This window comes from Nocardiopsis rhodophaea (genome assembly GCF_039530945.1).
In the GTDB taxonomy this organism is placed as follows: Bacteria; Actinomycetota; Actinomycetes; order Streptosporangiales; family Streptosporangiaceae; genus Nocardiopsis_C; species Nocardiopsis_C rhodophaea.
Window position 1 is genome coordinate 166,774 of record NZ_BAAAPC010000013.1, and the last position, 25,692, is coordinate 192,465.

Here is a 25,692-nt window from a genome sequence, read left to right on the forward strand (position 1 = left end):
TTTACGGAGTATCCCCATGACACTGTCCTTCCCGGCCATCCTCCTCCTCGGCCTCGCGGGTGCGATGTGCGTGGGCCTCTTCGTGTGGGGCTTCTACTTGATGACCTCGAAGGCTCAGGTCGCGGCCGACCTCACCTCGGCGGCTCCCAAGCGCTCGAAGGATGAAGAGGAGATCTTCATCCTGCACAGGATCACCGCACAGCTCGGCCGCCCCTTCCTCCCATTGATCGAATCGAAGCTGAGTTTTGATCAGCGTCAGCGCCTACAGATCCGAATCGACGCCGCCGGACGCCCCGACAATCTCACTGTCGAGCGCTACCTGAGCCGTAAGGCTGGAGAGATCCTCCTGTACGGCGGTCTAACCGTCTTCATGCTGATCAAAGGCAACATCCTGTTCGCGTTCCTGGCACTGGGGTTCAGCTTCATGACCGACCTGAATCTCTACACGGAGAAGTCCAAGCGGCAGGACCAGATCCAGCGCCAGCTGCCTGACTTCCTCGACGTACTCGCCGTCACGGTCGGCGCCGGCCTGTCCTTTCGACAGGCGCTCAGCCGGGTCGCAGACTCCATGCCCGGCCTGCTAGCCGACGAGTTCCGTATGACCCTGCGGCAGATGGATCTCGGCACCAGTAGGCGTGACGCCTTCAAGGCGCTGCGCGCCCGCAACAAGAACGAATCCTTGGGACGGTTCGTCAGCGCGCTGCAGCAGGCCGAGGAACTCGGTGCCCCGCTAGCCGACGCGCTCATGACCATCAGCCAGGACATCCGGCGGGACGACGCGCAGTACCTGCGGCGCAAGGCACAGAAGATCGCGCCGAGGGTCACCGGTATCACCGCAGCGACCATGCTTCCGGGTCTGCTAATCGTGATCGGCGGAGGCATGTTCATGGGGACCGACATCGACATGAGTGTGTTCAGCGGAGAGTGAGTGGCACGTGAACAAGGTCGCCCCTGAAGCGTTACCCCGTCTGGCTGCAGTGGTCCGTCTGCTGCTTCAGCTGCGGATGTTGCTGGCGGCCATCGCTCTCCTACTGATCCCGGCCGAGCGCCTCACAGCTGCGACCTTCACCCTTATCCTTGCCTTCGCTCTTCTTTCGGGCTTAGCAGCGCGCTTTTGGGAACGCTTTGTTCCCTACTTGCGCAGCCACCCGCTACTGGTCACCCTGGACGTCCTCGTACTCACAGCCATCCTGGTGGTCGAAGGGCCGTCCGGCCCAGCTTTTATCATCACCGTCCTCACCGCTGCGATATCTGGCACGCTGTTCGGTGAGCGGGGCATGGCCGCCGTAACCCTGCTACAAATACTTTGCTACGTCGTCGCCCTCGTCTCCTACGCTGCCATGTCTGCGGCGGCGAGCCCCATCCAGGTCTTCACTATCCAAGTGCTGCTCGTTCACCCGCTCCTCTATCCGATCTCGGGCTACTGTGGGTTGAAGATCCGCGACGTCTTGGCCGAACTCGCCTCTGAACAGGCCGCTCGTCAGGCGGCGGAGCGCGCTGCAGCCGCCGCCGAAGAGCGCGACCGGCTCGCCAGAGACATGCACGACTCAGTTGCCAAAACCCTTCGAGGAGCCGCATTGGCGGCTCAGTCGTTGCCCATGTGGCTGACGAAGGACCCACAACGCGCAGTGAGGACCGCTGCCCAAGTCGCCAATGCGGCCGAGACAGCAGCGGCAGAAGCCCGAGCTCTGATCTCGGATCTGCGCGCCCCATCCGTCGACTCAGTGTTCGGGAAGGCCATCAGGGAAACTGCGGCCGAGTGGAGCGCTCAGAGCGAAATCGACATCACAGTAAGCGCCCCCGATGGAGACGTCGGGCTGTTCACCTTGGTCCAGCAGGAGAGTCTGGCGATCCTGAAGGAGGCCCTGGCCAATATCGAGAGGCACGCCGAGGCACAGCGCGTCCACGTCTCCGTCGAGCTCGAGGGAGACCACTGCACTCTCACGATCACCGACGACGGCAAGGGCTTCACAAAGCAGCCGAACGCGCTATTAGAAGAGGAACGCACCGGAAACGGACACTATGGTCTCCTTGGCATGGTGGAACGTGCTGAACGGGTAGGTGGAACCCTCGGCTTCGAATCCTCACCCAACGAAGGAACGAAGGTGCTGATCCGTGTCCCAGTCGCTGATCCGCACTATGAACGCGTGGCCAAACCCGGTACTTGACGACTGTCCACAAAACCAAACAAGATCCACGCACGTCTGAGTGAGCGAGTCGATTCGCAGAATCCCCAGGAGAACCAAAGTGCCGCTCTCAGCTCCCGACGCGAGCCTCCCCTCTTCCCCCGCCCCAATCAGTGTCCTCGCTGTAGACGACAACGTTGTCGTCCGCGCCGGGCTCGTTTCGCTCCTGGAGACCTCCGAGGACATCAGGGTGGTGGGCGAAGCAAGCAACGGCATCCAGGCTCTTAATGAGACACGCAGACACAGACCCGATGTGGTGCTACTGGATGTCCGAATGCCGGTAAAGGACGGCGTAAGCACCGTCGAAGAACTGTCTGCAATGACAAAGGTCATCATGCTTACCCACACGGAAGACGCTGACGTCATCCGGACTGCGCTGCGCCGTGGTGCGTCCGGATACCTCGTCCATGGCCACTTCTCGGTCGAAGAACTGAATCGGGCTCTCCGTGACGTCACGAGCGGGGATGGAACACCGTTGTCTCCTGTCGCCGCCACTGTGGCACTCAAGGAGATGCGTTCCACCCCCCTCCTCCAGCCTCCAACTCCAGCGGATCCCACTGCCCTCGGACTGACCCAGCGTGAGGGCGACATCCTGTCTGCAGCCGCCCGTGGACTCCCTAACAAAGCCATCGCCAGCGAGCTGTTCCTGACCGAGAAAACGGTAAAGAACCATGTCAACCGGATCTTCCGAAAACTCGGCGTCACCTCGCGCACCGAAGCGATCGCCCGGTGGAACGGTGTCGCACCAGCCGATATGAGCAATCTCGGCCGATGAGAGGGCCCAACTCAGCTCAAGGGAAGCTTGGGCCCAGACGTGTACAACTTGGGCCCCCGGACCCTATGCGCCCAGGGCCGGATCCTCTAACTTAATAACCATCGCAAGCGCAGCTGATGAGCCCACAGGGAACGTGGGTTGATCCCGAGGAGTAATAAATGTTCATTGCGTTTTCCGACCGTCTAAAGGCTTTCCGGCAGCGTCGCAACCTCAAGAAGTCCGACAAGGGTGCCGGTTTCATTGAGTACGGCGCTATCCTTCTGCTAATCGCCGCAATCGCTGGCGCCGTCTGGGCCCTCGATGTCAAAGGCACTGTCTCGGGATGGATCGACGACAGCCTGACGGAGATCGGTGAGGGACCGGACGGCGGCGGGGATCCCGAGCCCAGCGCTAGCCCCCAGAACTAAATTGATTCATCTTCTACCACGAGCCGAGGCGTAGGCTTGCGAGTTGCAGCCGGGGAGGGACTCCACCTTACCCTCAGGGGAGCCCTCCCCGCCCCCGAAAAAGACTCATGAGCGTTTCACTATGAAACTGATACTGACGTCGCGTTATGCCGGCGAGCAGGGACAGGCGAGCCTGTTCTTGCTCGTCGGCTTGACGCTTTCGCTCTTCGCCTTGGCTGTGCTGTTCCTTAGACTAGGTGAAGCAAACGACATGCGGACATCGACACAATCCGCTGCCGACGCTGCTGCACTCGCCGCGGTCGGTGACATCCAGCGCCGAGCCGCTGAAACCATCGCTAGTGGGAGCCTCCCGTGGGGTGTCAGCTGGAAGGCTAGCAGCGGGAAGGCTGCTGCCGTAAAGTACGCCGAACAGAACAACGCCAAGCTCGCCGACATCCGTGCCAGCGACGACCAGCAGGGCCAACTTGGCAACATCGTCCGTGTCGAAGTCCGAGGGAACTCGTGTCAGCGAGAACTCCAGGAGGATGGAAGCGTTCCCTGGAACCAGCGCGACTGCCCGGACAAGAAAGAGCTAGAAGAAGCCAAAAAACGCGGAGAGACCATCCCCGTCACCATGGGTAACGCGGCCGCCATCGCCGAGGTCAAGATCCCTGAATGCAAGTCGTTCTCAATCTTCGACGTCTTCGGTGTCGAGATCGGCAGTTACATCGGGTGCAGGCCTGCGGACAGTAATGGCTCGTACTCGAGAATCTGGACATATTCGCAGGCCAAGAGCATGACCAAGGTCCATCTTGTCGACCGTGAAGGCAAGTGGATCTATTCGGAACTCACCGGCGGTCCTGGAAGCGGTCGTTATCCTTGCACTGCTGTCGGGGGACAGAACATCACTCGCCAAATGTGCAAGACCCATGAAGCTATCATGGACGAGTGGGGCTCCGTCTTCGAGAAATACGGGGTCGGCTGCTACCGCTCACAGGAAGATGGGGGCGAGCACCCTCGAGGTCGCGCATGCGACTACATGGTCTCAGCTGGCGGCGCCCTTCCCAGTCCTGATCTTAAGCGTGGATCCGACGCCGCAGCCCAGTGGATGATCGATAATCATAAGGAACTTGACATCAAGTACATCATGTGGGACCACCACATCTGGAACCCCAGCCGCGATCCCATTGGTAAGTGGGACAATGTGAAGCGCCATGTCCCCAACCGGGGCGGTAACACTGTAAATCATAAGGACCACATCCACGTGTCCGTCAACTCATAACCAAACCCAGCCTCCTTCCTCGTACGTAAGAGGTGCTTCCGTTGGAGGACCTCCAGTGCACAGGACGCGCGAAACTTTGCGAGGGCGAGTATGAATATTTCTCACACTTCAACTGCTGCGCGAATGACGTGGGGACCTTTCTATCCAGCCATTACGGTTGTTTTGGCCACGCTCCTTCTAACCTCATGCGTCGCGAGCGAAGACAGCGGAGATGAGACATCTTCTGACAACGCTTCCCCTAATAAGAATGGAACATCAAGCGAAGGTTCTGGGCCAGTCGCAAGCGCGACGACCACAGGGACAGAACTCGGGGACAAGCTGGACGTAGACATCACGTCATTGGGACGGACGGACGATGGAAAAGCACTTCTGGAGATTTCCGTCACCAATAATGGCGACATCAAGGCCTACACTAATCGATACTTCACCGCACACAGCAGGTTTGGCGGAATCCTTAGCACAGGGATGGGCGTAACTCTGATCGACACCAAGAATGGGAAACGCTACTTTTCACTCATGCGGGATGACAATGATAGCTGCCTGTGCTCCTCATGGGATGGGGAATCAATTCTCGAGAAGGGCGATACGCTCGACTTTTGGGTCGCATATCCAGAACCCCCTAAAGATGTAGATAGAATGACCGTCACAACACCCATAACGCCCGATATAGTCGATGTACCACTTTCGAGCTCGATTAATATGAAACGCAATTTCGAGGACATCCCTACCAAGGAGCCTAAGATCCTCGATCTCACCTCTATCCAGGAAGATCTGGATGGTGATTCATCGCGGTCTGACACAGGCGATGAGACGAGCATTATGCTTTCCTCTGATGTTCTCTTTGACACGAATGAGTCGAAGTTAACATCAAAAGCCAACAAATCATTAACTCGAGTCGCCAAAGAAATCGACTCCAGCTCATCGACGACTGTCCGTATCGACGGATACACGGACAGCACGGGTAACGACTCTATCAATAAGCCCCTCTCTAAGGATCGGGCTGACTCCGTCCGCAAGAAGCTCGAAGAACTCGTTACTCGCAGCGGAGTCACCTTCGAAACTGCAGGACATGGCTCAAGCGACCCTGTAGCCGACAACTCCACCGAGGAGGGAAAAGCAAAGAACCGCCGGGTCACGGTGACATTCACGAAGTAGAGGAGGCATCAATTGTCAAACAATGCAAGCAAGCACGCTGCTATTCCTGCAGCGGCAGTGATAGCTATCGCCACCTTAAGCATTCCACAGTCTGCTTCGGCAGAACAGGAAGGGCTCGAGGTCGTCGCAACTTCGAAGGGAGAGGCGGGGAGTGGCCTCGAGAACTCTTCACTTGAAGTGCATACCCCACAGCGCTCCAAAGGAAGTGACTACGTAAGCATCTCCTGGACAGTAAAAGCCCAAGGTGGTGTCTTCAAGAGTGGCCAGATCCAGAGCAAAACATATAAGTACTTCCAGGCTGGAGTAACTGGCGTCACAGCAACCGACGAGAAATCAAAAATTCGCTACTACCCCTTGCAAGATACCAGGAAGGTCTGCCTGTGCTCGGGAATCCATAAACCCCGCGGCTATATTCTAAATGTGGAGTCTGGAAATTTGTCAACTTTCTGGAACTCCTACATGATCTCGCAGGATGTCAAGACGGTCACGCTCGATGTTCCGGGATTCAAGCCTGCAGAAGACATCCCTATCAGCTAATTCAAGGGGGCTACACGATGTCCTTCGGCCGTGAGATGCATCTTCGCTATCTCAGGCGAACTAACGGTGATGATCGTGGCGCACAGTTTGTTGAGCTGGCCACATTGACGATGCTGACGGCATCCATCATCGCCGCCGTCATGCAGATCAAGCCGCAGGACACCTTCAATGACATCGTCCGTGACATGGTCTGCCGTGTCGAGGGCCCCAAGTGCGATGGCAAGACCTGGACCGAGCAAGACCGTCCTAAGAAGCCCGAGAAGTACGACTTCGGCCTGGGCATGGGCGGCCGTGGCGGCGACAATGAAAAGAACAAGGCCCTCGGCAAGAAGCTAGCGGACGAGCGTGGTTTCACCGGACGTCAATGGGAATGCCTTGAGACACTATGGAACCACGAGAGCAATTGGAACCACAGGGCTATCAACCCGAGTTCTGAGGCGGCTGGAATCCCGCAACTCCTCCCCAGCGCAGGGCACGCCATTCCGCCTGGTTACTACGACGACCCGGCTGTTCAGATCAAGTGGGGTCTCGACTACATCGAGGGTCGGTATCAAACTCCCTGCCAGGCCTGGGCCCACTGGCAGAACCCGCCCAATGGAAGCGCATGGGGAAACTGGTACTGACTTCAGTTCCAACAATACAAAATCACGAAAAAGCTCCAACAAACGCCGTGAACAAGGTGTTCAGATCCCACCTAATCAAGAGTTCTTCCCCTCTTCAAGATCCTGCTGCATCGTGAGTGCGTAAGGGTGGACATCCATGAAAGTGCCCACCCTTACGCACTCATTTCAGTTAGTAGAGGATCTAGGAATGCCCTTCTGCTGCTCACTGCCAATATGTAGGAGATAGCACCGATAGCTACGGTTGGACTTACGATTTATGCAATCCGTTTCCGAGAGCTACTGCAACACTGTATTCACCCTCTCTTCATCACCAACATACTTGCGATTTTAGTCGCAGTTTTCCTCGTGGCTCCCCCAAAGATCCTGAGTATTTTTCTTGGATGGCTCTCGATATCACGCCTAGAAAATGAGTCCATTCTCAACCCTCTCAGTAGAACGATGGTAAATCACCAAACCCAATCCAGCTACCCCTCACTAGACCGTCTACCAGCCTATACAGACTAGGATTCCCATGTCTTTCCGTCGGTCATACTCGACGGCGCAGCTCCCCCATATGAATCGCGATCAAGGGTCGAGCTTCACTGAGTACGGTGCAGTTATACTCCTCGTCGCAGCCCTAATAGCAGTAGTGTTTACGGCAAGTATTCCGCAACAGATTGAAGGTCTATTTAGCTCCGGATTGTGCGAACTCGGACAACTCGGCAAGAAAGAGCCAGAAGATTGCACGGACATTGGGGCCCCACAGGTAGCCGATAGATCCGTCTCAGAGAAGCCGTCTCAGATACCCGGTGGCAAGGCAGGAAGGAATTTTCCCAACCGAGACGTCCCCCCCAGTGCTCGAGTACCATCGGAAGACTCCATGTGGCCTCGGGTAGTTCCGACTTCCGGAAACAAGTCAGATGCCTCGGCCAAGAACAAGGATCGAAAGCCTGCTACTAGCGGAAACATCCCAAAGGCAGAGAGTCCCGTCTATACGGAGCCTGGAGAATACCCACAAATGAACCAGGTTCAGCAGTCGAAAGATGATTACCTAAGCCTCGGACAGGGGAAGAACACGTTCTGTTTCCTGTGGGAGGAGATGTGCTGTCCCGTAAATGAAGATACCGGGCAGGATGCCTGTACAACGATCGAAGAAGTTCAGATGGCGATCGACGGCTCGCGTGCTGCCTGCTATTTTCCCGAATGGATTACCGGTGTCCCCGAGGGCGAACAGTGGGCATACTGCCGGCCTCATGCAGCCGATTACTTTGAGCATTTCTTAAATAACAGCGGAAAAGACATGAATCTGGACATGGACACCTTCCTCAGTGATGTGCCGGAATTTCAGGAGGAGATAGATGATCATCAACAGGAACTAATCGACCAGGCACTCAAAGACGCCAAAGGACGCGGAATCGACGGCCCAATTACGTATCCAGTCAGCACCGAAAAGAAGGCTTGGGGATACCCGCCAAATGACCCAAATGGAAAGGATTTCATCTACGAAAACCCCGACTGGAAGAACGCCATTGGAAGCTTTCATTATTGGCTAGAGGGAGAGATTACTGTGTACCCTCCAAAAGAGCCTGGAGAAAAACCTACATACTCGCTAGACGCCGAGGTTAACATGGAGAAATGGTATGATTGGGAGCGAGACACTCACACTCCAGTTTTCGACCCTTCTGAAATGAAGGGTAAGCTCATTGGATTCAGCCAATCTGACCTGGCTGCACTTCACCAGTACGGAATGGCTCAAGAGTTCTGGATCCGAGGAAACAAAAACCTCCCCACCGTGAAAGGGTAAAGGGCAATGAGGGTCTTCAAGGCCATATTTTCTATTGGAGCAACAGCGGTCCTGATTAGCGGATGCATTGGCGGAACGGGAAGCAATGGCGACTCTGATTCGACTCCAGAGCCATCCCCGTTCCCAACTGAGTCAGCTAAGCTACTGAGTGACTTTGAAGATCTAAGCGGATTGATCATACCCTCTAACGCCTCCGATCTAGAGATCGAGCCCAAGTACCTTGAGGGCGGACGCCCTCGCTACAAGCTTCGGTTTCTAACAACGCGAGGCGGCGCCGAAGTTATCTGCACTGGCGAGAATATTGGTGTCTATGACTCAGACGGCCCTCCCGACGAAGAACAGCACGATTTGTTCGACATCCGAGAGGCTGACGAAACTATTGCCGAAACCGTGGAGTGCCGAGGAAGCCATCCTACAAACGGCCGAGTGCAGCGCACGGTTGTCGTGCTTTTTCCTAAAGACGGATTGAAGAAGAAAGACGGCGAGCCAGATGGGAAAGACAGCGCTATCGTCTATGCCTACAGTGTCATGTGGCCATCCAGGTAATACGACCAGAAACCAAAGTGATCACTACCCCGCAAGGCGAATCAAGGCGAGCTTGGACGATGAGGTTATTTAAGAGGACATAGAAACCAACAGATCAAATCATCCAGTCATACCGCAACTCGCCAACTTCTATATGGAGAAGATGTGATCAGTCAGCACCCAGCATCCATCAACTGGATCAGGGGGTTACTGGTAGTTCTGTGTCTATCTACTCTCGTCTATCCAATCAAATTCCTAACTTCCATGCCGTCAGCAGCAGCGTTCGTCTACATGAGCGCCTTCTTCGCCCTCCCAGCTCTAATCCCATTATTATTCGCAGGTCTTGCTGGACGCAGCGGACGGGTCATTTTTGGAGGAATATTCCTTACAGCGACCGGATTTCTCGTTTGGTGCCTGCTTAAAATCGGAATTCTCATGACATTGCATCAGCTGGACTTGGTTGCCCAGTTTCTGTCTTCGATCGCCCTATTGGCTATCATATTGCGCCCGAGCAGCCGCGACTTTTACTTGCGGGCGTAACCTATCTCTATACCCGAGGAGATTCAGAAGTCGCGTGTGGGCGATGTTGGATCTGACTCCAGTCGCGCAGTGATCTTGCAGGGCATGGGAGTTCTCGCGCTTGGATTCCTGCCAGAGCTCGTTCGAGTTCCTGAGGTTTCGGGCTTGTAGCTGTTTCCGGCGCACCACCGAGAAGTGCCTCGGCTACGGAGCGAGCCCTGGACCATCTGCTGTGCGGCCTTGTCGCCCGGGCGCCTAACCGCACCTGGGTCGCGGACTTCACCCACGTGGTCATCTGGTCGGACACGGCCTACGTGGCATTCGTTGTCGACACCTTCTCACGGGCCGTCGGCGGCTGGTCGGCCGTGGTCACCCAGCAGGCGTCGCTGGTGCTCTCGACGCTGGAGATGGCCCTGTGGTGGCGGGACCGCGCTGGCACACCCGTGGCGACAAGGCTACTGGTACACCACTCGGTTGCCGGCTCGCACGGCGAATTCAACTGGTCGTCGCAACACCTCGATCAAGGGGTGTGGAAATGGGACGACCCGCAGGCGGGGCAGCGACCGTAGCCGACAGACCGTCCATGCGCTCACCAGGACGGCCGACCGCCAACGCCCGTGAGGACCGTCGGCGATCCTGGGCCCGAATCGCCGACGGCCTGTCCAGCGAGGACGCCACAGCCGCATGCGGCGTGTCGACACCGGTCGGATCACGGTGGTTCCGCGAGGCTGGTGGAATGCCGCCCATGCCTTTGGCCACGCCATGCGGCCGGTACCTGTCGTTCGTCGAGCGCGAGGAGATCGCGCTCCTCAAAGCAGAGAACCCGGGGGTGCCCGAGATTTCCTGCCGTGTGGGCCGCGACCCGTGGGCCACCTCACGCGAGCTGCCCCGCAACTCCGCCACCCGCGGCCGCCGCCTCGAGTACCGGGCCTCGGTCGCCCAGTGGCATGCCTAACGGCGCGCCCGCCGCCCCAAGTCCGCCAAGCTCGCGATCGACCAGCGGCTACACGGCTAAGTGCACCACCGGCTCGCCAACACCGTCACCGATGCCGACGGACGGCCGATCCCCGGCCCCAACGTTCCCTGGAAGGGACGACGGCACGGACGCCGGGCCGACCGGCGATGGGGCACCGCCTTGGGCCCGGGGCAGATCAGCCGCCGGTTACAGGTCGGCTTCCCGGAGGATGACACCATACGGATCTCGCACGAAGCGATCTACCAGGCGCTGTACGTACAGGGGTGCGGTGCGCTGCGGCGCGAGCTCACCGCGTGTCTGCGCACCGGCCGGGCGCTGCGGGTGCCACGGGCCCGCACGCGCGGGTGCGGCAAGGATTTCGTCACCCCCGAAGTCCTGATCAGCGCCCCACCTGCCGAGGTCGCCCTTCCCGTGCCCGGGCACGGGAAGGGCGACCTCATCATCGTGTTGAAGGGATCGGCAATCGGCACGCTGGTTGAGCGCACCACCAGGTTCACGGCGTTGCTGCACCTGCCGCGGATGGAGCGCCACGGCCAGGCGGCACCGGTCAAGAACAGACTACTTCTGGCCGGACACGGGGCCGCAGCGGTCCGTGACGCGATCACGGCGCAGATCAGAGGCCTTCCTGAGCACCTGCTGCGGTCGTTGACCTGGGACCAGCGCAAGGAGATGGCCAAGCACGCCCAACCCCGCATCGACACCGGACTGGAGGTCTACTTCTGCGATCCCCACAGCCCACGGCAGCGCGGCACCAACGAGAACACGAACGAGTTGCTGCGCCAGTACTTTCCCAAGGGGAGCGACCTGACGCGGCACAGTGTCACCTATCTCCAGGCGATCGCGACAACGCTCAATACCAGGCCTGAAGACACTCGACTGGAGGACACCGCGGAGGCCTTCAACGAGCATCTACAGTTGGTCCAACAAGTCGGTATTGCGACGACCCCTTGAACCTAAGCATCTACACCTCGTTCCTGCTCACCTCGCATCTCGCCGCCCAGGCAGAGTGGGGCCTCCTGTACCTCTACGGACGCGGGAACACCATCGCTTCCTTCGCAGGCAGGGACAGCCACCAAGCGGTTACCGCCCCCAGCACGCCGCACAGAAACTTACTAGCGATGACAAATCCGGGCGCATCACCCGCAACCTCAAGAATGGCCGCGTCCACCAAGGCGACAGCTGGCGGGGCAAGCACCACGACTGCACCCAGCTTAGAGCGCAGTCGATCACGACCCAGGGCCAACGCCGCAAGGAACACCATCACCAACATAAGCACGAACTGGGGCAGCGCGAACCAGACGAGACGTCCAAGTGTGCTCTCCAGTTGTTCCACAGTGGCTAGGGCTGGCACTCCTATGGCCAGAATCGTTGTTCCCACCAGCCACATGAGGAACGCGACGACCAGAGCGAACACAATCCTCATAGTAGTTCCTACCGCCATCGCATGTCCCCTTTCCTTACCGCTCCCACTTCTCGGCTGACCCAGCTGGCGGCCGGACATCACTCATCATCCTTTTTCGCCTCGGCTGAAACACAATCAGCGTATTCAATGAACCGCCGCGCGCCGTTCTCGGGGCCATCGAGCATCAACGCGTCAGTCGTGTTCCGCTTCTCCATCGCCCAGCTCGCGCTCGCGCCGAACTGCAGCCCCATCTTGACCTTGGCGCTGAACTCCGCCTGATCTGTCTCGACGTCAGAGGCGTGCTGCCAGGAACGGCCCTTCTTGTAGAAGAGGTGCTCCCACTCCGGTGCGTCGGCGTCCGGCTTCGTGGCGATCTCGCCCCCGTAGTCCTTCTCGCCGAGCTGGTTGGCCATCGCGTTCGCCACGTAGGGCGGTGGGAGCAGCCCACGCTCCTTGAGCAGGGCCTCCCCGGCCGCCTGCTCCTCGGGGGTGTCGAAGTCGAGCTCCACCATCTGGGTGACGCTCTTCGTCTGCTTTCTGCCGGCCTTAACCCCACCGTTATTTGATTCCGTACCGGTCTTCTTGTCAGCTCCAATGTTGAACGATCCTTCAGCGTTGGTCATGTACCGGATGCTGGCCAGGGACCCGTCCTCATTGCGCATGACACGGGTGCCGCCGCTCCAGCTCAGCTCACCGTCGGAGTGCGCGGCGAGCACAGTGGCGCCGAGGTTGCCGGTCGCGGTCCATCCGTACGTCTCCGACGTCTGGGTGTTCTTGGGGTCCATGTACCAGGTGGAGCGATCGTACTTGCCGCTGACCGTGACACTGCCCTGGACTCCTAAGTTCATGTCCCAAGAGTCGCCGCCCTTTTCCGCTGAGCTGATCCATGCCCCAACGCTGTTGTTGACGCTGCCCTTGATCTCGATGGTGCCGGTACGCACAGAGGGTTTCACAGTGATCTTAGGACGCTCATAGAGTCCCAGCCATTCGGCTATGTTTTTGCCCGTCTCACCCCTAGGGTTCATCATCCGCGACTGCTCTTCGGCGATCGCCGCATTGACCTCCTTCTCAAACTTCTTGAACTCCTCCTCATTGTCGAAGATGTAGGTCATGCCAGCGGAGAGGTTAGCGCTAGCGCTCCCGTCGAGGTTGACCTTCGTGTGCACGGCGTTCTTCTTCCCGAAATCCCAGCCCGTGCCTCCAGCGACACCCACCTCAGTCGAGGGTAGAAAGGTAATGATCATCTTGCCGTTGGACAGGACCTCCTTGGCATAGCTGTACTCCTGGCCGAAGCTAAGGAGGCCAATACCGAGGGAGTAGCCGTAGGTCTCCTTGCTGCCCTCGCGAACACAGTAGGTCGGGGTGTAGTCATAGGTGGGCTCGTCATCGGCCTGCGGATCCGACTCCTCGCACCCGCCACCACCGAGCAGGACGCTGAGGCGGCACACTCCCTCGCGAAAGAGGTTGCCGACCCCGCCGGGCACGGCAACGAGCACGACGCCCGCGATGACGGCGAGGCACAGGACGACGGCCGCGTACTCGGTGAATGACGCGCCGCGATCAGCGCCGGTAGTGGGTCGGCGACCGAGCTCGGTTGAATCGGGAAGTCGTCTGGCCCCTAGCATCGGACCGCTCCCACATCATGGGGCGACCGGAGGGACCGGAATACTGTGAATGGGGGCATCGCGGGAGCGTACAAACGCCCGACCCGGGCACGACAGAGCCCACGTACCCAATTCGGGGCCCAAGAATCAGACACTTGAGACCCAAGGCACCAGGATTGCTTCGATGTGGCTTGCCAAAGGGATTAGGCCGCTGGTTATCCAGCTCCACGAGCTCGGATACCAAGTGGCCCGCCACGAAGCTCAGGTCGCGCGATCTTTTACCAGGGGGAGTTGAGTATCACGCGTGGACAACGTCGATGAGGACAGCTGAACCGATGGTACAGACGGTGCCGGCAGAAACGATGGTCCCAGCGATAGCGAACGTCCCCACGACTCTCACAGCGAGGGTGGAGACAAGCCTCGGGAGGACGAGAAAACCAAAGGCTATGACCTCAAGCTAGCGCGAGCGCGCCTCCAAGCCGATCAAAAGATGGTCGATGCTGAGCAGGAGCTCGCGGGCGCAGGGCCGGACGACACGTGGGACGAGCTGTTAGACCTCGTCGGCTACAACGATGCCAGAGACTGCCTGATAAAGGGCGACCTTATGGCCTGCCTCTGGACCGTCGTTGGTATCACCCCGTGGGGCAAGCAGCGCCCCGGAGTTCTCGCGATTCGTCCGGGTCACACGAGAAGACGCTGATCCGACCGGTTCGACCTGCGATAACCGAATCAGAACATGAGAAAACGGGCACGGAACCCGTGGATCATGGAGTTGTCAAGACAACACGATCCGCAAAGGTCTCATGCCCGCTGTTCCATCGTCCCCCCGCCCGTGACGTTGCCTCAACCGATCCCACCGAACTGCTCTCCCCCACCGGTGATCTGATCGACCACCTGGCGACTATCAACGATCCCCGCGACGTGCGCGGACGCCGCTCCAGCCTCCCCGGCCCGCTCGCCCTGTGTGTGTGAGCCCTGACCAGCGCGGGCCACGACACCGCCTGCGCCGTCATCGAATGGGCCCACAACGCCGGAGAACGCCGGTGCCAGCTACGTACTGGCGGTGCCCACGCCCCCTAACAGGCGTGGAAGCGCCGCTCGTGCGAGCAGACAGCCAAAAGGGCCGCGAGTCGATGACCGGAGCGCAGTGCGACTGCCCGCCGTCGCGGAATTCAACCGCAGGGACCAAGCGTTCGCGCACCAGACGTAGGCGCCGGCCCGACGCAGCGTAAGCAGGCCCGATGAGATCCCCTCCTACCTCGCCCACGCCGCCGGGGATGTCAGCGTGGGCGACCTGGTGCGCGTCGCCGCCCGGTGGGCGATACGAAGAGTGCTTCCAGGCGGCCAAGAGCGAATGCGGCCCGGACCACTACGAGGTACGCCGCTATGTCGGCTGGCACCGGCACATCACCCTCGCGATGCTCACGCACGCGCTCCTCGCACCGACGACCTCCCAGAAGCGCGAAAAGGGGGGGCTGTACCGGTGAGGAAGTCGAGGCCATCGAGCTCACCGTGGCCGAAGCGCGGCAACTCCTGGCAGCTCGTGCTCCCCGCCCCCCGGGCCCACACGCACACGCTGGACTGGTCGCGTTGGCGCCGACGACGCCAGGCGGGACCCGCCGCTGCCCGATGCCGCCTATATCAACCCGCCCCAGGACTAGCCGGCCGCACACACCCTCCCCGGCTGGGAGAACATACGAGCTGACCTGTCTCAAACGGTTTGACAGCTATCGCTATCGCCGTCGGGGGGCACTCTATCGCGGGGCGGGTGGGCAGGAGCCGCCCGTGACGGCATCTGCTCCCCCCATTCCCGCCGCTCGTTGTTTCCCCAGTTCAGGAATCAAACTCCTGCTGGAGTACTAGGCGACCGCAGCGCACAAGGCGGGCAGGACATGGATGCGGGCGGCGGTCAGGTCGTGCACCGGCCCCGGCTCGCCATCACTTATGAACAGCGGACACCCGTCCGAGTCCATCACGCTTTGCAGACTGGCGCCGTGCACACGGGCCACCCGCTCCCACGCACGCGAAGGTCATTCCGGCAGGCCTCATGGCCCCGAGGGAGACCCGGTCAACGCACATCCGGCGTGCAGCCTTCTCAGCCCTGATGACAATCCGTTCCCTGGGGGTCTGTCAATTTAACGGCTCTGTCCCACTTTCGGTGGTGACGGTCGGTGAGGTCATCCCAAGAGGATGCGGTGATGGAGGAGAGGAAATCCTACTCGCCCGTAAATCTGCCCCTTGATCAGCTTCGACCGCGTGTTCACACCTTCCGTGCCCCCGTTGTGGTAGGAGCACGCCACGGCCGACTCAACGGCGTCGCGATCCTGGTCAAGGCCGCGGGTGAAGGCGTGGAGGTGGGGGAGGCCGTCCTCGCGAACGGCTGTGATCCACTCTCTGAGGATCTCGGCGTTGCGCGGGGCGGGCGACAGCAGTCGGGCAAAGCTGCGGATATGCCCGGCGAGCCGGTCCATCTCCGGGCAAGCCGCCATCAGACCGGTGAGGGTCTGGCGCTGCTCGGCGGCGAGCCTCTGGGGCCTGGCCAGCAGAAGTTCGCTGAAGGCCCGGGGCGAGACGGCCGACCGGTCGGCCTCAGCGCGACCCTGATTGACGTACTTGTAGAGCAGGTTGAGACTGCCCACGTGGTGACAGGCCCGAGAACACGATCCGGGCAAGCTCGTTGACCACACGCATGGCCGAGCGTGGCACAGTGCTGCTCTACGTCACCACCGAAATAGGGACAGAGCCGTTAAATTGACAGACCCGCCGCAGAACCTAAAAGAACATGTGGCCATGGAAGAAGTGATGTCCAGTCCGGAGAAGGGGGCCCTCCACAAGCCAAGGATGACGGACCCACGGTTGCATGGCGATGACGGCTGGGTGGAGATGACCCAGAACGTGAAGGGTGTCGAGATCAACTACGTGCACCCTACGAAGACTGGACAAGTGGACGCCTACAAGATCAAGTGACGTGAGGAACAGGGTGACATGATCGTCGAGTGCGTCGGCACCAGGGGGACCGATCTTCCGCATGAGCAGGTCGAGCTGTACGGCGCTCCCCAGACGGTGTTCGACCTACAGCTAGGCAAGTTCTACACCGTCTACGGGATAACGCTGGCCGGGGGCACACTGGACGTCCTACTGAACGATGAAACCGGAAAGCCAGGCTGGTACCCCATGGCACTGTTCAAGGTCACCGACCCACACCTGCCCTCCCACTGGGAATTTGCTTCGTTTGTGAGCCCGCTTCAGGAGGGATCCGAGGAGCGCCAGACCACCGACACGGCCCGGTGGGGATATCCCGAGATCGTCCACTCCGAGAAGCACAACATCGGGCTCATCGAGCGCGAGTACGAGGATCTTCGGATCTTCTACCTGGAACAGCAGCGATACCAAGAAGGCACCGACAGCGCCACCCAGCGAACCTGAGCCATCCCGCCCGGACGAACAGGAGGCCTCACGTCGTGACCACCGCGTTCCACTTGGACTAACGCTGAAATCGAAACCACAGTGTCAAAGAGATCTTCCCAGAGGTGGGAGGCGACGATCTCTGCGTCGGTCATTCGAAGGATGCGCAGTGGCCGTGCGTTCACTCATACGGAGGCTTCGGGACGGCCAGAACCTCTCTCAGGCCTGGTTCAATGCAGAGGTTCATGCACGGCTGCAACTGATGCGTGATTCGCCGGGCCCCGTACCCGGATCTTCCTCAGGGTGCTCGAAACCACGAGGACTGGGACTTCCTGTCACTGGGGACCTGGGACAGCCAAGACAACGACTTCGTGGCCCCGTGCCCAACCGCACCTGGGTCGCGGGCCTCACCCATGTGGTGACCTGGTCGAACACGGTCTATGTGGCGCTCGTCGTCGATACCTACGTGCGGGCGATCGTGGGCTGGTCGGCGGCCTGCGCGAAGCGAAGCCCCCTGATGCTCTGGGCATTGGAGACGGCGCTGTGGCTGCGTGACCTGGCCGGCATCCTGGTGCGCTCAGGCGAGCTGGTGCACCAGTCAGATGCCGGATCGCAGTACACCTTCGTTCCTGATCACCGCGCGCCTAACCGCCGAAGGCATCGCCGTCTCCATCGGGCCGGTGGGGGATGCCTACGGCAAAGCCCTGATGGAGTCGGCGGTGGGGTTGTACAAGACCGAGCTGATCAAGCGACGCCGCCCGAGGAAGGGGCCTGGCGGGGTCAAGCTGGCCACCGCTGAGTGGGGTGGACTGGTGCAACAACTCCCACCTCCACAATGAGCTCGGCTATATTCCCCAGTGGAGTACGAGGCGGCCTACTGTGCCCAGATCGCCCTATAACCGCAGGTCAAATCCGTGGACGGGAGTCTCTAAACAGCCCTGGGAAACTCTGCCGGCCGTAGTGCGGTCACCCAGGACAGCGGCGCTGACTACGGCCAGCCCGCATCGCGTCAAAACGACGCTATGCGGAGACAATGAGTTCTCCCCAAGCTGATGTGGTACTGGACACGGGTATGTAGCACCGTGCGGTGTCTTCGTCGAACAGAACGACCAAGGCGTCGGGCTGGTAGTGGACGTCCTCGTCAGCCTCTCCCAGCGCAACCACCGCAGCACTGCCCCCATCGAAACCGATGCGCAGCGACCAGTACGTGGGAGCACAACCGTCTTCGGCCACATGAGTGGCGAGCCCCACGTGGATCACGGTCTGCCCAAGCAGTGGGCGCCACTGCTCCATTCCACCAACATCGACGGAGTCGGGCAGCGGATCCTCACACCCCGGCGGGAGTACCTTCCACCCAAGGCCCTGGGTAAGTCCGTCCATGGCCCAAGATACAACCAGACGGGTGCCCCCAGACGTAGCGAGCTCTACGCCCATGTCGACTTCATGAATGTCGTCATGACGGTGACCGTGGGGCCAGAAGTCGTCGTGGGCATAGAGGTAACGAATGCCGGTAAGAGAGGTGCCGAGAAGCAGGCGGGCCACAGGCAGCGCGCCAGCGTTATTCTCCTGCGAGATCCACGGTTCGAACCTGAGCACGTGACTGACGCTGCCTTTCCGTAGGATGCCAACTAGTACAGCCCGAAGTATAGAAGATTCCCCTGCGCGTCGAACGTTACGCCAATGTCTCGTTTGCCACTACGGGGCATGACAAACCGGACGCCACCTTTTGCATTTCCACTAGTCACGTCAAGGACTTGGGTATCCGGATTATTTAATATCTCCTCCATGAGATTTTGGCCAGCATCCTTGAGCTGCGAATTGGGAACATCATCGAGTTCGCCGCGGTCCCGGTGCTTCTGGTAAGCACGCCCCGCTTGAGTCTTGCCTGGCCCCTTTGCTGGCTTTTGGGAATTTTGCTTTAGGACATCGATATTAGGGCACGCATCGGAGTTATGTACGAGTACACTGGCTCCACCTTCTCCCACATAGTATGTGTGGACCCCTTCGACGGTGAGGTCATGAACGCTGGCGTGGGTGACGTATTTCCCAATGGCCAAGACTGACACGGTGGCCCCGGAATGGTGACGCAACATGCTTCCAGGACGCAGGTCAGATGCAGTCGTCCACCTGCCATCGCTTAAGAACAGGTGGCCTTCAGTAACGGAAATGGCCTCGCCCCCATCCGGGCCAAGAACTGACACTTCGACGACTTCTTTTACACCGGTCGTGCTAATCGTCTCTGTGACCCACGCAGCACTGGAATCGCCAGTTTCCGCATTCGTAGCTAGAACTCGTTCACCAACTCTAACTTTTTCGATGGGCAGGTATTTTCCATCGCCGAGGAGCACTGGGGTTCCCGAAACGAAACTGTTTCTCTTGCAAACGCGTCCAGCTTTTCTCACAGCCTGACGAGCGTCAGTGACCTTATCCTTCGCTTTCTGAATTCCTCGCCGGGTTCGACGCCAAGTTCTCCAGGCATCTAGGATCTTGGGGAGTTTCCGCGCTAGCTTCGCACCCTTACCCCATGGCGTGAATCCAATAATTGTCCACAAGCAGGCAGCGATGTCGCCTTCGGTTACACAAGCCTTGGCGTCAGTGAAACCGACAATGTCAGCGAGGATCTCCAACAACTGATCATAGAGATCGTCGGTGTCACCCTGTGCGCCCGTCAGCTCCTCTTTGGCATCATTAAGCTCGCTCTCGGCATCCGAAAGTTCGTTGAGGTTCGCTATCGTGTACCCAGCTGGTTCGGTCTGGTCGTCAGCCGATTCATCCCCTGCATCAGCGGAATCAGAGCTCTCGCTCCCGTCCGATGGATCGTTAGGCGGGCCCTCGCTCGCCTTGCTTCCGTCGGGAGTCGGCGCCTCTGGAGGGCTACCTTCACCAGGATCACTCGATCCCCCCGGCGAATGACTGTCAGAGCGCCCCCCATCGCCGGCAAGGTCAAGTTCTTCGCAGTACTCCGACTTGCCAATCCGACACAGGGCGCTTTCATAAAACGCTCTAGTCTGCGTAGGCAACCCGAACGCCAGAACCGCTGTGGCCACCGTTGCCACCAGGATGACCAGAGCCGCATACTCTACCTTGAACGCGCCTGTCTCAGCACGCCACACCCAACGCATCGGCCCTCCTGGCAGCCACGACATGTGCGTCCGTTGTACGAGTTACTTGTTCCTCAATTGCCCAACGGACGGACCCTAGGGGTCCGACCCGAGACAGAAGAAGGGCCCACGGGCCCAAATCATGGCCCCATTTGGACGAGCCATGTTACGAGAAGGACACCGTCTGATCTTGAGAGCGACGCTACGGCGATCACCGACTACGGCAGCGTCATCCATGGGCCAGCTCAGATCGAGCCTTATGCCCGTGCCTTCATCATGGGCGGCCCCAGAGACTTGCCGCTGAGGAGATCGACCGCCGTGTGGAGGTTGGTCTTCGGCAGCAACAGATCTTGACCAGTGTGGTCAGGCGGTCCGCGTACGGATGATCCTCGATGAAGCGGTCCTTCACCGCGAGGTAGGGGGCCTGCTGTGATGCGTGCGCAACTTGACCATCTGCCTGGAGTCGCCAGATCCGGGAACGCGGTGGTTCGGGTGATTCCCTACTAGGTCGGGGCGCATCCAGCGCCGATCACGGGGTTCACGGCTTTCGAGTTGTCTGACAGAACCAAGACTGTCTACATGGATACGGTTGCAGATGAATTGCACCTCGAGAAGCCCCGTGAGATCCAAACGTGCGAAACATCCTTTAACGACCCCAACGCGGCAGTACCCGGCCGCGGCGGGTCGGTCCAGCTCATCGGTTCGATCTTCAAGGACTACGAATGATCCCCCCGTCACTGGAAGAAGTCCAGCTACAGCTATCAGCACGGATCCGGCGTCGAAGTGGCCGACACCCCTTCTAGACATCTCCTCCGAGACTCCAAGAATCCTTCCCTGAGCCGCCTCTCCTTCGGTTATTCGGAGTGTCGGCTCGTCGTCGGCGCCTTGAAGTGGGCCGAGGGTAAGGGCTGGTAGGGCACTTACTCCATCCTCCATCGCCCTGGTAAACAGGCGGAGACCTGTAGTGGTGTCCGCTCTACTTCGAGACTCGTTCAGGATCTCTGTCAGCGTATAAGCGACCGTCGGTGACCGAAGCGCATACTGGCCACCACGGTTCTGACTGCAGGGGTGTGCTGGGTGGCGGCGTCTCCAGCATGACCAGCGGATCCTGTGGGTAGCGGCATGCTAGGCTGCGTCAGCTCCTCCCTCACTGGAGATGACGCCTTCGGTACCGCTCGCTTACTCTTTCATGGAACCTTTGCATACGCTCTCGGTGCCTGACTGCGTATTCAATCATGTCTTCAATGAATTCCTCGAATGAGTTCGCAATCCTTTCCTCTATTTCAGTATCCTCCCCAAACCTATAGACGGCAGGGTCGGTTTTCTTGAAATACCAAACAATATACCCCTGGTGCTCCGAAAAGAAGAACTTATCCGACGTGGTGAATTCTGGGTAATCTTGAGAGAGCTCTTGGGCGGTCTCATTAGCATCCTCATGGGCCCCAAGGGACAGAATGACGGGAAAGTACGAGGGGCCATCAAATTTAGAAACTTCCTCTAAGTAGTCCAGATACATTCCAGGGGGAGGACACTCCGAGTCCCTTCGGGCGGCTTCTGCGAAATCACTGGTGAATATGATTTCGGAAAGGTTTTCCATTTCTTGGATCAGCTCATGACCGAGAAGTTGGTCTATGATTCGTTTTGCCGTCGTCTTGCTCATTTTCTCTTTCTGATGAAGTCAGGGAGTTGATCGTTGGCCCATTTTGATTCCTGGTACTTACTAACATCGGGGTCGACGTAGCCTTTAGATGTGTCGATGTACACCCGCCCATTCTTACCCCATGTGACCCTGATATCGATATCGGGGTACTCTTTGGAGAACTGATCGATTACATTCTGGCACGAAGTACAGGGCGGCCGTTCTGTGTATATGTACACCTTTCCTTTGCTGCCTTTGGGAAGATTTTTTGCAAGGTCCTCCAGGGCTTTCGCTTCGGAGTCAAATGGGGCAGAATGTGTTCCATCCTTTGATTTTGCTTTAAATTTTCGATCGCCGTCGTTCGGGACGGGTGAGGTTCCCTTGGGCGAATGGTTTTTTTCCGCTTACACCAATCTTTTGCCCACTTCCTACGCCATCGAGCTCGTAGTCGACGACCGCCACATTTTTGTTCTTGCCGATGTTCTTGTCTTCTCGGGCCTTCTTCGACCCTGCTGCGTCACCGGCGTAGCAACCATCGTCGTTATGGGTGAGAACATTGTTGAGGACAGAGCCTACGTAGTATGTGTGGAGCCCATCGACAGTGAGGTTGTGGACCTGTTGGTCGGAGACGGTGCGGGCTTCTGCTGCTGACACCTGTACCCACGTACCGGCGGAAGTACGCAACCACGTGCCCGGCCTCAGGTCGATGGCATCGACCCACTCAGCGAGTTCTGGTGCCCAGAAGGGGTGTTCTGCGGTGGCGGTGACGCTCACTGTTGCGCCAGCGTCGTCGGTGATGGTGATCTCGACAAGTGTCTTGTCGCCCTCGCCCTCGATGACTGCAGTGACAGGGCGGGGGCCTTCCTCACCCGTCTGTGGGTCTAAGGACCAGACCTCATCACCAATCTGGATATCTTCGATAGCGACCAGTGATCCATCGCCGAGAACGACCGGTGTGCTTGGTATAAAGCTGTTCTTCTTCTTACGCCCGCCATTACAGAAGATAGGGATATCTCCTGCTTTCTTCTTGGCTTCCTCTGCCTTCTTCTTGGCTTCCTCAAGCTTCTTTCTCGCCTGGTTGACTCGCTTCTTAGCAGCGTCCGCTACTTTCTTGGCCTTGCGCCAGCGATTCCAAAGCTTGAGGATCTTGGGGGCGACTTTGACGAGTTTCGCGCCTTTGCCCCAGGGGGTGAAGCCGACGACGGTCCATAGGCAGGCCATCAGGTCGCCTTTGGTAAGGCAGTCGCGGGCGTCGTTGTAGCCGATGATGTCGCCGACCAGTTCCAGCAGGTCCTCGCCGAGCTGGTCGTAGTCGGTGTCCTTCACGGCCTGCTTGGCTTTGTCGAGTTCGCTCTGGGCGTCGACGAGTCCGGAGTCGGCTTCGTAGAGCGTCTGGGCGAATTCGGGGTCGTACCCCCCGCTGTCGTCGCCGTCGTCCTCCCCGTACCCCCTGTCTTGTGCCGTGGGGTCTATGCCCGACTCTCGGCTCGTTCGGGTGTCCTTGGCGCCGTCGTTGGGTGCAGCAGCGGTACCCTCGCCCTGCGGGTCGTCGCAGTCGTCGTCGCCGACGATACGTCAGACGCCGGTGTCGTAGAGAGATTTGACTTCGGTTGGCAGGCCGAAGGAAAGTACGGCGGTCACGACGACTGTCACCAACAGTACGACTGCGGCGTATTCGACCTTGAAGCCACCTGATTCGGCACGCCACACCCAGCGCAAACGGACCTCTTCATTGTTTATGGCTGATACGGGGCACATCGGGGCAGAGACACCCCGCGGAAGCCTTCGGCACCCTATAGGGATTATTGGGCCCACCGAAAGGGTCCAGGGGCCCAATTGGCGACGCTTTGGGCCCAAGAAGGTCTATGTCCTGCTTGCACGTGGTGTGGCCGGATGTGGTTATGTTACGTGGCTAGTTTGCCGATTCCCTGAATCTTGCGCAGGTCGTGAGGGGCTCAGTCGAGAGAGTTCGATTGAGCGTTTCTCATCTTTCAGCCAGAAGACTGAGCAGTGTCGAATACGCAGCTGTCGTACTGTTGGTCACGGTCGTTGCCACCGCCGTCCTCGCCTTCGGCCTGCCGACCGAGGTCAAATCGCTCTACGACACCGGCGTCTGCCGCATCACAGACGGCGAGGATTGCGACGACAAACAAGGCGCGTCCAGCGCGACGGATCCTGGTGATAGCGCGGACGGCACTCCAGAGGCCGACGCACCTGTCACCAACCCCACGGCACCCAACGGCCAAGGAGATGAGAAAGGCAACGAGGACGGCACAAAAGGAGACACTGAAGTCCAGGAAGGAGACAAGGAGGGTGGGGAAGAACCTACCGATGGCAAGGAAGTCCTCGTCTACACCCAGGAGGACGCCGACGACCTCCTCAACGCCTATGATGAGCTCAACGCTGCCGAGACAGCCAGTGATAAGGAGGGCAACGGCTATGACGAGATCTACGACTCACTGATTGAGCTGGTCGGCGACATCATTGGTTACAACGACGCCAAGGCCTGCATCACCGAAGGTGACATCATGGCCTGCATATGGACCGTCGTTGGATTCACTCCCTGGGGCAAAGGCGCTAAGCTCCTCAAGAGCGCTCCCGAGATCATCAAGTTCTGGAACCGCTTCCGCAGAGCGCGGTCGGCGAAGGCTGCGGCTGCGACACGTCTGGCGAAGGCGCGCAAAGCGCTGGATGACCTGAAGAAGCGTGCGGACAACAACCGGGTCACACGCACGTGCCCAGTGCCTTCCGCAGCCGGTAGCTAACTTTGGATCCCGCTCTGCATAGGCGAGGGGGAGCTGTATACAAGGCAGCTCGAGATAGGCCCCTCTGGTACTGTCTCGGGAACCGAGGTGCATGGCGGCTTTTACAACGGTGAGACCGAACCCCTTGTACTGGTCAAGAAAGGCCTCGACGACAACATCGGTCTTGGTGACGGTTTCACCGCCCGCCGCGACGTCTTCCCAATGGGCAACGGCACCGACTTCGAGATCCACGTTTACTACAAGGGCAAGGAGTACGGGATCTTCGGCAGCGAGGGATGGTTCAATAAGCACGGCATCAGTAAAGATGTCTCCATCCCGAAGAAGATCGAGGACCGACTCAAGGGGAAGGCCATCGAGACCATGCGCAAGCAGGGGCGTCTCGGACCAAAAGGCACCGATAACAAGGGCGATAATTGGAAGCGTCCACGTCTCGGGGGAGGATGCTAGTGCAGTACGTGCAAGCCTACTGGAGTGATGAGTGGCAGGCCTACTGGACGAACCCGCAGGAGTATCTTGACCAGCTGCCGCGACTGCTCCCTCAACTCCCGGACGGCGCGCGTGCATACTCCTCTGCCACAGGGCACTACGACTTCTACTCGTCCAGCTGTGTGAAGGACCTGAAACTTTCGCAAATCGAGATCCCGCATGACAAAGTCACCAGCCTGCGGATCCACTTTGCCCCCAACCCCTTCAAGCACGACTCAGGGCTGACCATCACCTACATGGCTGTGACCTCATTCGATGTGGAATGCGAGAAGGCAGACGGACTTGTGGGCTTAGGCGACGTCATGTTGGACGAGGTACTGCCCAACGATTCAGGCTGCACTCACGAGATCGCTTTCCATTCCGGACGTATAAAGATCACGTGCTCCGACCTCTCCGCCAAGTGGGAGAAGAGTTAACCTCGATTCGTCAGGGGGTGCGGCTGTTGACCGGTCCGGCACTTCGCCCGTTATGTCCCCTGCCGGTGGAGGACGGGCCGTCGCGTGACGCTGCGGGGTGCGCCGGGATCCACTGGCCCGGGATGTC

General features: G+C 59.1%; 26 protein-coding genes and 4 pseudogenes. 22 read left to right on the top strand and 8 right to left on the bottom strand.

Annotated features, from left to right (window positions below; genetic code table 11):
* Positions 1-16: 16 nt before the first annotated feature.
* The 12 genes and pseudogenes from ABD259_RS16005 to ABD259_RS16060 form a co-directional block, all read left to right on the top strand.
* Positions 17-928 (top strand): type II secretion system F family protein, encoded by a 912-nt coding sequence (locus tag ABD259_RS16005; RefSeq protein WP_344163436.1) that lies wholly within the window; start codon positions 17-19, stop codon positions 926-928.
* Positions 929-935: 7 nt separating this feature from the next.
* The gene (locus ABD259_RS16010; protein WP_344163439.1) at positions 936-2,168 is read left to right on the top strand and encodes a sensor histidine kinase; all 1,233 of its coding nucleotides are present in this window, start codon (positions 936-938) and stop codon (positions 2,166-2,168) included.
* 79 nt (positions 2,169-2,247) lie between these two features.
* Entirely contained in the window at positions 2,248-2,961 is a 714-nt protein-coding gene (locus ABD259_RS16015) for a response regulator (protein ID WP_344163504.1), read from the top strand.
* Between the two features lie 158 nt (positions 2,962-3,119).
* A complete protein-coding gene (locus ABD259_RS16020; RefSeq protein WP_344163441.1) occupies positions 3,120-3,368 on the top strand; it encodes a hypothetical protein in 249 nt (82 codons plus the stop codon).
* 121 nt (positions 3,369-3,489) lie between these two features.
* Positions 3,490-4,629, top strand: a complete 1,140-nt coding sequence (locus ABD259_RS16025; RefSeq protein WP_344163443.1) for a VldE C-terminal domain-containing protein — start codon at positions 3,490-3,492, stop codon at positions 4,627-4,629.
* 123 nt (positions 4,630-4,752) lie between these two features.
* Positions 4,753-5,784, top strand: a complete 1,032-nt coding sequence (locus tag ABD259_RS16030; protein WP_344163445.1) for an OmpA family protein — start codon at positions 4,753-4,755, stop codon at positions 5,782-5,784.
* Positions 5,785-5,796: 12 nt separating this feature from the next.
* Positions 5,797-6,321 (top strand): hypothetical protein, encoded by a 525-nt coding sequence (locus ABD259_RS16035; protein ID WP_344163447.1) that lies wholly within the window; start codon positions 5,797-5,799, stop codon positions 6,319-6,321.
* A 17-nt stretch (positions 6,322-6,338) separates the two neighbouring features.
* Complete coding sequence (locus ABD259_RS16040; protein ID WP_344163449.1) at positions 6,339-6,944, top strand: aggregation-promoting factor C-terminal-like domain-containing protein; 606 nt, start codon at positions 6,339-6,341, stop codon at positions 6,942-6,944.
* Between the two features lie 997 nt (positions 6,945-7,941).
* On the top strand, positions 7,942-8,727 hold the full coding sequence (locus ABD259_RS16045; RefSeq protein WP_344163451.1) for a hypothetical protein: 786 nt from the start codon (positions 7,942-7,944) through the stop codon (positions 8,725-8,727).
* 6 nt (positions 8,728-8,733) lie between these two features.
* The gene (locus tag ABD259_RS16050; protein WP_344163453.1) at positions 8,734-9,273 is read left to right on the top strand and encodes a hypothetical protein; all 540 of its coding nucleotides are present in this window, start codon (positions 8,734-8,736) and stop codon (positions 9,271-9,273) included.
* A 728-nt stretch (positions 9,274-10,001) separates the two neighbouring features.
* Entirely contained in the window at positions 10,002-10,340 is a 339-nt protein-coding gene (locus tag ABD259_RS16055) for a DDE-type integrase/transposase/recombinase (RefSeq protein ID WP_425573534.1), read from the top strand.
* A gap of 5 nt (positions 10,341-10,345) precedes the next feature.
* Positions 10,346-11,698: pseudogene (locus tag ABD259_RS16060) on the top strand (IS30 family transposase); the annotation flags it as partial.
* 73 nt (positions 11,699-11,771) lie between these two features.
* On the opposite strand, the gene ABD259_RS16065 reads toward ABD259_RS16060, so the two are convergent.
* Both ABD259_RS16065 and ABD259_RS16070 read right to left on the bottom strand, forming a co-directional pair.
* Entirely contained in the window at positions 11,772-12,161 is a 390-nt protein-coding gene (locus ABD259_RS16065; protein ID WP_344163456.1) for a hypothetical protein, read from the bottom strand.
* 86 nt (positions 12,162-12,247) lie between these two features.
* The gene (locus ABD259_RS16070) at positions 12,248-13,774 is read right to left on the bottom strand and encodes a hypothetical protein (RefSeq protein WP_344163459.1); all 1,527 of its coding nucleotides are present in this window, start codon (positions 13,772-13,774) and stop codon (positions 12,248-12,250) included.
* A gap of 469 nt (positions 13,775-14,243) precedes the next feature.
* Here ABD259_RS16070 and ABD259_RS16075 point away from each other — a divergent pair, with 469 nt between their 5' ends.
* Together ABD259_RS16075 and ABD259_RS16080 are read left to right on the top strand one after the other, a co-directional pair.
* Positions 14,244-14,453 carry a hypothetical protein gene (locus ABD259_RS16075; RefSeq protein WP_344163462.1) on the top strand — a complete coding sequence of 70 codons (210 nt, stop codon included), beginning with the start codon at positions 14,244-14,246 and terminating at the stop codon, positions 14,451-14,453.
* 519 nt (positions 14,454-14,972) lie between these two features.
* A pseudogene (locus ABD259_RS16080) lies at positions 14,973-15,195 on the top strand (IS701 family transposase); the annotation flags it as partial.
* Positions 15,196-15,930: 735 nt separating this feature from the next.
* Here ABD259_RS16080 and ABD259_RS16085 read toward each other — a convergent pair.
* A complete protein-coding gene (locus tag ABD259_RS16085; protein ID WP_425573533.1) occupies positions 15,931-16,440 on the bottom strand; it encodes a transposase in 510 nt (169 codons plus the stop codon).
* Positions 16,441-16,543: 103 nt separating this feature from the next.
* Between ABD259_RS16085 and ABD259_RS16090 the strand changes: the two genes are divergently transcribed.
* The 3 genes from ABD259_RS16090 (at position 16,544) to ABD259_RS16100 (ending at position 17,997) form a co-directional block, all read left to right on the top strand.
* Complete coding sequence (locus ABD259_RS16090) at positions 16,544-16,720, top strand: hypothetical protein (protein WP_344163467.1); 177 nt, start codon at positions 16,544-16,546, stop codon at positions 16,718-16,720.
* A gap of 18 nt (positions 16,721-16,738) precedes the next feature.
* Positions 16,739-17,179, top strand: a complete 441-nt coding sequence (locus ABD259_RS16095) for a hypothetical protein (RefSeq protein ID WP_344163470.1) — start codon at positions 16,739-16,741, stop codon at positions 17,177-17,179.
* A 581-nt stretch (positions 17,180-17,760) separates the two neighbouring features.
* On the top strand, positions 17,761-17,997 hold the full coding sequence (locus ABD259_RS16100; protein ID WP_344163472.1) for a hypothetical protein: 237 nt from the start codon (positions 17,761-17,763) through the stop codon (positions 17,995-17,997).
* 181 nt (positions 17,998-18,178) lie between these two features.
* On the opposite strand, the gene ABD259_RS16105 is transcribed toward ABD259_RS16100, so the two are convergent.
* Together ABD259_RS16105 and ABD259_RS16110 are read right to left on the bottom strand one after the other, a co-directional pair.
* Positions 18,179-18,754: a hypothetical protein gene (locus ABD259_RS16105; RefSeq protein WP_344163474.1), complete on the bottom strand. Its 576-nt coding sequence runs from the start codon at positions 18,752-18,754 to the stop codon at positions 18,179-18,181.
* 32 nt (positions 18,755-18,786) lie between these two features.
* Positions 18,787-20,304, bottom strand: coding sequence for a polymorphic toxin-type HINT domain-containing protein (locus tag ABD259_RS16110; RefSeq protein ID WP_344163476.1), 1,518 nt, complete (start codon positions 20,302-20,304; stop codon positions 18,787-18,789).
* 384 nt (positions 20,305-20,688) lie between these two features.
* Here ABD259_RS16110 and ABD259_RS25885 point away from each other — a divergent pair, with 384 nt between their 5' ends.
* On the top strand, positions 20,689-20,766 hold the full coding sequence (locus ABD259_RS25885) for a hypothetical protein (protein WP_425573535.1): 78 nt from the start codon (positions 20,689-20,691) through the stop codon (positions 20,764-20,766).
* Positions 20,767-21,006: 240 nt separating this feature from the next.
* Positions 21,007-21,174, top strand: a pseudogene (locus ABD259_RS16115) (DUF397 domain-containing protein); the annotation flags it as partial.
* A gap of 232 nt (positions 21,175-21,406) precedes the next feature.
* Here the strand turns inward: ABD259_RS16115 and ABD259_RS16120 are convergent.
* The 3 genes and pseudogenes from ABD259_RS16120 to ABD259_RS16125 form a co-directional block, all read right to left on the bottom strand.
* Complete coding sequence (locus ABD259_RS16120) at positions 21,407-21,919, bottom strand: SMI1/KNR4 family protein (protein WP_344163478.1); 513 nt, start codon at positions 21,917-21,919, stop codon at positions 21,407-21,409.
* Positions 21,916-22,200, bottom strand: a pseudogene (locus ABD259_RS25890) (deaminase domain-containing protein); the annotation flags it as partial. The pseudogene ABD259_RS25890 and the gene ABD259_RS16120, both read right to left, overlap by 4 nt.
* A gap of 37 nt (positions 22,201-22,237) precedes the next feature.
* On the bottom strand, positions 22,238-23,224 hold the full coding sequence (locus tag ABD259_RS16125) for a polymorphic toxin-type HINT domain-containing protein (protein ID WP_344163480.1): 987 nt from the start codon (positions 23,222-23,224) through the stop codon (positions 22,238-22,240).
* A 647-nt stretch (positions 23,225-23,871) separates the two neighbouring features.
* Between ABD259_RS16125 and ABD259_RS16130 the strand changes: the two genes are divergently transcribed.
* The 3 genes from ABD259_RS16130 to ABD259_RS16140 all read left to right on the top strand — a co-directional run bounded on the left by ABD259_RS16130 (position 23,872) and on the right by ABD259_RS16140 (position 25,565).
* Entirely contained in the window at positions 23,872-24,663 is a 792-nt protein-coding gene (locus ABD259_RS16130; RefSeq protein ID WP_344163482.1) for an ICP22 family protein, read from the top strand.
* A gap of 87 nt (positions 24,664-24,750) precedes the next feature.
* Positions 24,751-25,110, top strand: a complete 360-nt coding sequence (locus tag ABD259_RS16135; protein ID WP_344163484.1) for a hypothetical protein — start codon at positions 24,751-24,753, stop codon at positions 25,108-25,110.
* Positions 25,110-25,565, top strand: a complete 456-nt coding sequence (locus ABD259_RS16140) for a hypothetical protein (RefSeq protein ID WP_344163488.1) — start codon at positions 25,110-25,112, stop codon at positions 25,563-25,565. The genes ABD259_RS16135 and ABD259_RS16140 overlap by 1 nt, the downstream gene beginning before the upstream one ends.
* Positions 25,566-25,692 lie beyond the last annotated feature (127 nt).